At 67.2% G+C, this 530-nt stretch carries 1 pseudogene; it reads left to right on the top strand.

Annotated elements, in window-relative coordinates:
- Positions 1 to 461, top strand: a pseudogene (locus B1A78_RS22935) (hypothetical protein); the annotation flags it as partial.
- Positions 462 to 530: the final 69 nt, after the last annotated feature.

The following is a 530-nucleotide window of genomic DNA, read 5'->3' on the forward strand; positions in this document are numbered from 1 at the left end:
CCGATCCCAGGCCCGTCGCGCCGCAGTTCGAAAAGGCCGAACCGGTGGAGGTCGAGGGCGCCGTCCCGACGATCTTCGCGACCTGGCCGAACGGCGAGGCGATTTCGGGCATCGACTTCGTCATCGGTTTCGACAGCGGCGATCCGGTCGAGGGCTATACCCAATATAATGGCTGGACGCTGCCCGACGACGAGACCCGCGTGCCGCGCTGGATCGAGGTGCGCGAGGATATCTATGGCATCACCGCGCCGCGCTTCGACCTCCGCGACGCCGATCGCGGGCGACTGCATGTGCGGCTGATCCCCAACGACCTCGGCCGCATCGACCTCAGCGGCGCCTGCATCGAGGCGCGCGACGGCGCAGCAATAGTGCTGCACCGCAAGGAAGGCGACATGCGCTTCGTGCGGATGGAGACAGGGCCCGCGATGGAAGCCGATGGGGAGGGTGAAGCGCCCGAATAGGCGAGGTTGGCTTTGGGGTGGGAATTTGCCGTTCCCAAAATCGTCGCCCCCGCGAAGGCGGGGGCCGCT

This window comes from Sphingopyxis sp. KK2, assembly GCF_001990265.1.
GTDB lineage: Bacteria > Pseudomonadota > Alphaproteobacteria > Sphingomonadales > Sphingomonadaceae > Sphingopyxis.